Source organism: Myxococcus sp. CA005, from assembly GCF_006518205.1.
GTDB classification, from domain to species: domain Bacteria; phylum Myxococcota; class Myxococcia; order Myxococcales; family Myxococcaceae; genus Myxococcus; species Myxococcus xanthus.
The window spans coordinates 1-6,698 of record NZ_SRLV01000166.1 but is presented as its reverse complement, the minus strand read 5'-3'; the positions used below and the strand labels follow the sequence as shown (position 1 = coordinate 6,698).

The following is a 6,698-nucleotide window of genomic DNA, read 5'->3' as shown; positions in this document are numbered from 1 at the left end:
GCACTTTGGCGTCACCCCGGCGTTCGACGCGGGCCGCAACGCCCTGACGCTGGACGCGGCCACGCTCGCGCTGCGCGTGGTGGATGCGGACCCCGTCCTCCTGTCCGTCCTGGAGCGCGCCGCTGGCACCCCCGCCGCCGAGCCACCGTCGGTGCCCCGCACGCCCCCCTTCCTGCAACAGGTCCGCGACGCCCTCCGCGCCTCCCTGCGGAACGGAGCGCCGCAGATGGGCGACGTGGCCCGGCAGCTCCACGTCAGCCCCCGCACCCTCCAGCGCCGGCTCGCCGAGCACGCCACGTCCTTCCAGGACGAGGTCGACGCAGTGCGCCGTGAGCTGGCCTTCGACTACCTGAGGGACGCGCACCTGGGGGTCAGCGAGGTGGCCTTCCTCCTGGGGTATTCGGAGCTGAGCACCTTCGACCGCGCCTTCAAGCGGTGGACGGGCATGACGCCCCGCGTCTGGCGCGAAAGGCCCGAAGCGGGCTGAACCCGGGTGGCGTGCTCGGCCAGGAGATTGGCGTCCGCGGCCAGGAAACCCGGCGCCACTTCCCCTACGCTGCGGAGCATCCACACCCCTTCGCTTCCGGAGGACGCATGCTCAAGCCCCATGTCGTCGCCCTCTTCGACGAGTACTACTCCTCGCATCAGCACCCGACGAACCGGCTGACGCACAAGATCGCCATCCCGCTCATCGTGCTCCACATCGTCGCGATGCTGGACTGGGTGCACTTGATGGCGGTGCCCGCGATTCCCGGCGGCTCGCTGACGCTGGGCATGGTGGTGTTGGCCCTGGCTGCCGTCTGGTACCTGCGCGCCGACGTGAAGCTGGGCATCATCGTGGTGCTCTTCATGGCCGCGTGCTTCCCGGTGGGCCGGATGATGCCCACGTGGAGCGTGGTGGTCATGGCCGCGTTCGCGTGGCTGGTGCAACTGGCCGGACACAGCGTGTGGGAAAAGAAGTCGCCTTCCTTCCTCACCAACCTGGTGCACGCGCTGGTGGGTCCGCTCTTCTTCGTCGCGGTGCTCCTGGGGGACTACGTCCTCAAGCCGCAGCAGCAGGCCGCCACCACGCCGGTCCGCGCGTAGTCCCACGCCATGACGAGCTTCGCCGACAAGCTGCGCGTCTGGTTGCCCCTGCATGAGAACGGCGTCAGCCGCGCCGTGCACTTCGTGGGGGCCTACATGTTCATCTTCGCGTTGCTCGTCCCGCTCAGCTTCGTCCGGCTGCCCGTGGGTGACGCGGCGCTCACGGCGGCGCACGTGCTGCTGCTCGCGGTGGTCCTCTACGCCGTCTCCCTGGAGTGGACAGCGGGGCTGCTGATGGCGCTGCCCCTGCCGCCCACGCTGCTCGCCGCGGAGGCCGTCGTCGCGAGGTTTCCGGTGGGCACCGCCGCCGCGGTGGCGGTAGGCGTCATGGCCGTGCGCTTCGCGCTCGTCGTCGGCGCGCACGTCGTCTTCGAGAAGAAGACGCATGGCCTGTCCCTGGGCGGGCCCCTGCTCTTCTTCATCGAGCCCGTGTACCTGCTCACCGTGGCCCTGTTCTCGCTGGGCATGAAGCAGACGCTGCGGGCCGAGGTGATGACGGGCCCCGGCGAGTCACAGCCCGCCTGAGCACCCACGCCGCGGCGAGGCGCTACGTGCCCGCCGCGGCCTTGAGCACGGGCGGTACGTCCTCATGGGTGCGCGGGCCGTGCAGGGAGTAGACGACCACGGACTCCCGCCGGCCCTTCACGTGCGCTTCACCCAGGCGCTCGCCCGTGAAATGCCCGCCGCTCATCTGCCACGTCCGCTCGCTCACCAGGATGTCCACGCCGTGGGACTTGGTGAGGCCCTCCACGCGAGACGCCAGGTTCACCGCGTCACCGATGACGGTGTACTCGTGCTGCTCGGCGCCGCCGAGCATGCCCGCCGCCACCATGCCGGTGTGCAGCCCGATGCCGATGCGCAGCGGCGGCAGACCTCGCTGCACGCGCTGGGCGTTGATGTCCTCCAGCTTGGCGCGCATGTCGAGCGCCGCCCGCATGGCCAGCTCCGCGTGGTTCTCGCGCGCATCCGGAACGCCCCAGCACGCGAGCATCCCGTCGCCCAGGAACTTGTTCACGATGCCGTGGCGCGCCATGACGATGTGGGCCATGTGCCCGAAGTAGTCGTCCAGCAACTCCAGCACCTGTCCCGGGTCCAGCGTCTCGCTCAGCGTGGTGAAGTCGCGGATGTCGCTGAAGAGGATGGTGACGTCGCGCTGCACCGGCTGGAGGGAGGCATCCCCCAGTTGCATCACCCGCTCCACCACCTGCCGGGGCAGGAAGCGGGACAGGCCGTCGCGGCGCCGCAAATTGAGGAACATGCCCCCCACTTCCGAGTTCGTCAGCGCGATGAGCCCGCCCAAGGCGGCGTAGCAGATGAGAACGAAGCTGGTGCGCGCCACCGAGCCGTGCCCCGTCATCCACGCGAGCAGCGCATAGGCGCCGCTGGACAGCACCGTGGATAACAGCACGTGCCACCACGAGTAACGCACCACGGAGAACGCCAGCACCATGCCCAGGCTGGCGCACAACATGCCGGCATCGAAGACGCCGGAGATGCGCCAGGTGTGCCACGCCATGAAGGAGAAGAAGCTGGTGTCCGCCAGCGTCGTGGGCACGGGCAGCCACCGCGCCCGCTTCGGGTGCGGCTTCTGGAGCAGCAGCACGGCGATGGCGACGACGGAGAAGAGCACGTACGCGGCCATCGCCTGCAGGCGCACGCCGTCCACCGGTGCCGAGTACGTCTCCCCTCCGCCCCAGGCGATGACGACCTGGCTGACCGCCATCAGCAACACCACCAGGACGCGGACGATGGCCACGCGGCGCTCGCCCTGAAGCGAGCTGGTTGCCAGCACCACATCTTCGTTGGAGTGTGATGTGGCTTTGTCGCTGCGGCGCATGGTGACGAGCACTGCCCGCTATCGTGCCTCAACTCCCCCACGGACAGCGAGGACCCTGGGCTTCCGCAGTCAGCGCATCTTTTGCGCACGCCAGGACGCGTACGGAGCAACTGTCTGCCAACCTGACACCTTGAAGTCGGTGGCCCCCAGGGTCAGAGTCCAGCCCCCCCGCGCTCTGGAGAAACCGCATTGGTCCGCCTCTTCGCCCCGTTGCCCGAGCCCGCTCCCGCCGAAGTGGAGCTGACCGGCGAGCGTCGTCACTACCTCCTGCATGTCCTGCGGCTGGAGGAAGGCGACGCGCTGGAGGTCTTCGACGGGAAGGGCCGGGCCTTCGAGGCCCGCGTGGCCCACGTCACGCCAGATGTCGTGCGCGTGACGTTGGGCACCGCGCGCGTGGCCCCCCCGCGCCGCGAGGTCAGCATCCTTCAAGGCCTGCCCAAGGGCGACAAGCTGGAGCTGGTGCTCCAGAAAGGCACCGAGCTGGGCGCCACCGCCTTCCACCCCGTGGCCACGGCGCGAAGTGTCGTGAAGCTCGAGCCCAAGCGCGCGGAGGAGCGCACCTCCCGGTGGACGAAGATTGTCGAGGAGGCCGCGCGGCAATGCCGCAGGGACGACGTGCCACGCGTGGCCACGCCTGCCCCACTGCTGGATGCGGCTCGCTCGCTGACCGCGGGCACCGTGCTGCTCGTGCTCGACGAGGAAGAGTCGGCCGTGCCCTTGGGCGAAGCGTTCCGGGCCGCGGGCGCGGGCACCGCCGTGGCACTGGTGATTGGCCCCGAAGGGGGGCTTGCGCGTGAAGAAGTGGATGCCTTGATGGCCCTGGGCGCGCGGCCAGTCACCCTGGGCAAGCGCATCCTCCGTACCGAGACGGCGGCGCTCGCGGCGCTGGCGGTGATGATGCACCTGGACGGCGAACTCGGGTAGCAGGGCGGCAGCCGACCGCACGGAGTGGGCGGTTCACACTGTCCGAAGATGATTCCTACGTTTCTGCCGTAGGGGACCTCAGGGGGACCCTCAACACAGGAGAGACACTCATGGGGATCATCGCATTCATCGTCATCGGCCTCATCGCGGGTCTCATCGCCCGCGCCATCCTCCCCGGGAAGCAGAGCATGGGGCTCATCGCAACGACCTTGCTCGGCATGGTCGGTTCGCTCGTGGGCGGCCTTGTCGGTTCGCTGTTCCAGCGTGATGGTCGGCTCTTCGACGTGAGGCCCTCAGGCATCATCATGTCGGTGATTGGCGCAATCGTCGTGCTCCTGCTGGTGGGCGCAGCCGGACGGCGACGGGTACATGCCTGAGAGTGAAGGACTCTCCACGGGACGTCCCCCCGTGGGACACGCGCATGACACGGTGATGAGCCCCTGACGGTCCTTCGAGCAAGGGACCTCGGGGGCTCGCACTTTTCTTGCCCCCGGCCCATGGCTGTCTTTTCATGTAGCAGTCGTCCAGCCGGGAGGAGTCCGTTGTCCAAGTGCTTGAAGTGCGGTGCCATGCTTCCACCCGTGGGTGAGTGCGCGGCCTGCGACACCGTCACTGTCCGCTCACCCGGAGTGCCCAGCCTCCTCGATCGCGACATCCGCATCGACCGCCGCACGGAGCAACGCGAGGAAGAGCTATCGACGCTCCCGGGCACGCCCGCGTTCGCCGACCTGGCGCAGCATGCGCCGCCGCCGCCCCCTTCCGTCGCCCCCCTGTCCACGCCGCTGCCGGGCCCCGCCATGCCTCGCGCGGCGCAGCCAGCCGCCACGCCCCGGCCACTCCAACAGCCGGGGGCCGCCGCCCTCCGCGCCGCGCAGCCAGGTGCCGCGCCCCATCAGGCCGGCGCCGCGCAGCCGAGTGCCGCTGTGCCTTGGGCCGCCGCGCCTCAGCAGGCCGCGCCCCGCGCCGCTCAGCCCGGTGCCGCCGCGCCTCAGCAGGCCGGAGCCGCTCAGCCGAGTGTCGCCGCGCCGCGCGCCGCGCAGCCGGGTGCCGCCGCGCCTCGTCCCGCGCAGCCCGTAGCCGTGCCCCAGCAGGCTGCGCCCCGCGCCGCTCAGCCCGTAGCCGCCGCGCCTCAGCAGGCTGCGCCCCGCGCCGCTCAGCCCGGTGCCGCCGCGATTCAGCAGGCCGGTGCCGCACTGCCCCACACCGCGCAGCCGGGTGCCACCGCGCCCCAGCAGGCCGCACCCCGGTCCGCGCAGCCTGGCGCTGCACCTCTGCATGCGGGAGCCGCACTGCCTCACGCCGCGCCGCACCCGCCTCAGCCTGGTGCCGCCGCGCCGCGCGCTGCTCAGCCCCAGCCCGCGACGGGCTCTCCCATGACGCCGGCCTATGGAACGCCGCCGGTGGCGCCCGCGCCGCGCCCGCAGGCCCCGGCACAACTGGCGGCTCCTGCGATTGCGCCCGTTGGTCTGCCCCGCATGGAGCAGGCGGCGCCTCCCGCGGGCCTGCCCCGCATGGAGCAGGCGGCGCCTCCCGCCGCGTCCACTTCCGGACTGCCTCGCATGGAGCACGCGGAAGCCGCCTCCACGGATCTCCCGGCGATGGAATCCCCGGCCGCGGCCCCTTCGGCCCTGCCGCACATGGAGCCGCTCCTCCCCGGCGTGTCCGTGGGGGTGGCGCGCTCCGAGGCCATCAAGGCGCCCCCATCCAAGGCCCAGGTCAAGTCCGCCTCGGGCGTCACGGAAGTGCGCGCCCGCCCAGCCTCCCTGTGGCGGCGGCTGCTCTCCTTCACCATCGACACGGCGGCCATCGCCGGCGTGGCGGCGCTCTACATCACCCTGGCCTCATCGGTGACGGGACTGAAGACGCCGGAAGCGGGGCTGACGGGGCTCGATGCCTTCGTGGCCTGGCTGCGCGCCTTCCACACCATCCTCCTGCCCGGGTTTTTCCTCGTTCTGGTGCTCGCGCTCGTATACTGCGCGGTGGCGGCCTTCCTCTGGAATGGCCGGACGCTCGGACGGCTGCTCCTGGGGCTGCGGCTGGTGGACACACATGGGATCGCCCCGGCACCGGGACGAGCCATCGTGCGCGCCCTGCTTTCCGGCGTGTCCTTCGTCTTCTTCCTTGGTGGCTTCTGGATGGCGCTTTTCGACCGGCGCGGGCAGACGCTTCATGACAAGCTGACGTCCACCTTCGTCGTTCAACCGAGCTGAACCACCGGCTCATTGTGCCTTGCGGCCGTGGCCGTAAGATGCCGCGTCCTACATGCCCGCCCGTCTCGCCCAGTTCCTCGTCTCACGCATGCTTCTCACGCAGGAGAGGGCGGGGGAGGTGCTGCGTCAGCACCAGACCCTGGGCGGGCAGGTGGACTCCGTGCTGTTGGAGCAGGGCGTCGCCAGCGAGGCGGACGTGCTCGCGATGCTCGGAGAGGTCTCCGGCTTCATGCCGGTGAACCTGATGGACTTCGAGCCCAATCCCGAAGTCGCCTCCTTCATCCCGCCCAAAATCGCCGAGCGCCTGTGCGTCGTCCCCCTGTCCCTGGACGGGAACACGCTGCACGTCGCCAGCGGCTACCCGGTGCCCAAGAAGGAGCTCGACGAGGTCGGCTTCCTCCTGGGCAAGCCGCTCGAGCTCTGGGTGGCGACCGAGGTGCGCGTCCGCGAGTGGGTCTCCACCATCTACCGCCAGCCCCTGGCCCTGCGCTTCGCGAAGCTCGCGGCGGCGTTGGATCCGGAAGCCCAGGCGGCCACCACGCCGCCACCGCCGCCCGCCGCGGCCACGGAAGAGGAGTCGCTCACCGCGGACATGGTGGAGCGGTTGGCTCGCTCCGTCGCGCAAGAGCCCCTCGCCGTGG

The 6,698-nt window shown here is 70.6% G+C and carries 8 protein-coding genes and 1 pseudogene; 7 read left to right on the top strand and 2 right to left on the bottom strand.

All coding sequences use genetic code 11. The features are described 5' to 3' along the window. From FMQ63_RS36590 to FMQ63_RS36580, 3 genes are all read left to right on the top strand, one after another. Positions 1–487: helix-turn-helix transcriptional regulator (locus FMQ63_RS36590; RefSeq protein WP_141277020.1), on the top strand; the 487-nt coding region annotated here is incomplete at its 5' end. A gap of 107 nt (positions 488–594) precedes the next feature. Next, the gene (locus FMQ63_RS36585; RefSeq protein ID WP_011551256.1) at positions 595–1,086 is read left to right on the top strand and encodes a DUF962 domain-containing protein; all 492 of its coding nucleotides are present in this window, start codon (positions 595–597) and stop codon (positions 1,084–1,086) included. Between the two features lie 9 nt (positions 1,087–1,095). Continuing rightward, positions 1,096–1,611 (top strand): DUF962 domain-containing protein, encoded by a 516-nt coding sequence (locus FMQ63_RS36580; protein ID WP_011551255.1) that lies wholly within the window; start codon positions 1,096–1,098, stop codon positions 1,609–1,611. 22 nt (positions 1,612–1,633) lie between these two features. On the opposite strand, the gene FMQ63_RS36575 is transcribed toward FMQ63_RS36580, so the two are convergent. Then, positions 1,634–2,923, bottom strand: a complete 1,290-nt coding sequence (locus FMQ63_RS36575; protein ID WP_216609473.1) for an adenylate/guanylate cyclase domain-containing protein — start codon at positions 2,921–2,923, stop codon at positions 1,634–1,636. Positions 2,924–3,112: 189 nt separating this feature from the next. Between FMQ63_RS36575 and FMQ63_RS36570 the strand changes: the two genes are divergently transcribed. Then, on the top strand, positions 3,113–3,847 hold the full coding sequence (locus tag FMQ63_RS36570) for a 16S rRNA (uracil(1498)-N(3))-methyltransferase (protein WP_011551253.1): 735 nt from the start codon (positions 3,113–3,115) through the stop codon (positions 3,845–3,847). A 110-nt stretch (positions 3,848–3,957) separates the two neighbouring features. Beyond that, complete coding sequence (locus tag FMQ63_RS36565; protein ID WP_011551252.1) at positions 3,958–4,224, top strand: GlsB/YeaQ/YmgE family stress response membrane protein; 267 nt, start codon at positions 3,958–3,960, stop codon at positions 4,222–4,224. A gap of 315 nt (positions 4,225–4,539) precedes the next feature. Here the strand turns inward: FMQ63_RS36565 and FMQ63_RS36560 are convergent, their stop codons facing one another. Beyond that, the gene (locus tag FMQ63_RS36560; RefSeq protein ID WP_052296517.1) at positions 4,540–5,124 is read right to left on the bottom strand and encodes a hypothetical protein; all 585 of its coding nucleotides are present in this window, start codon (positions 5,122–5,124) and stop codon (positions 4,540–4,542) included. Between the two features lie 198 nt (positions 5,125–5,322). Here FMQ63_RS36560 and FMQ63_RS36555 point away from each other — a divergent pair, with 198 nt between their 5' ends. Together FMQ63_RS36555 and FMQ63_RS36550 are read left to right on the top strand one after the other, a co-directional pair. Continuing rightward, positions 5,323–6,057, top strand: coding sequence for an RDD family protein (locus FMQ63_RS36555; protein ID WP_020478924.1), 735 nt, complete (start codon positions 5,323–5,325; stop codon positions 6,055–6,057). Positions 6,058–6,109: 52 nt separating this feature from the next. After that, positions 6,110–6,698, top strand: a pseudogene (locus tag FMQ63_RS36550) (FrgA protein); the annotation flags it as partial.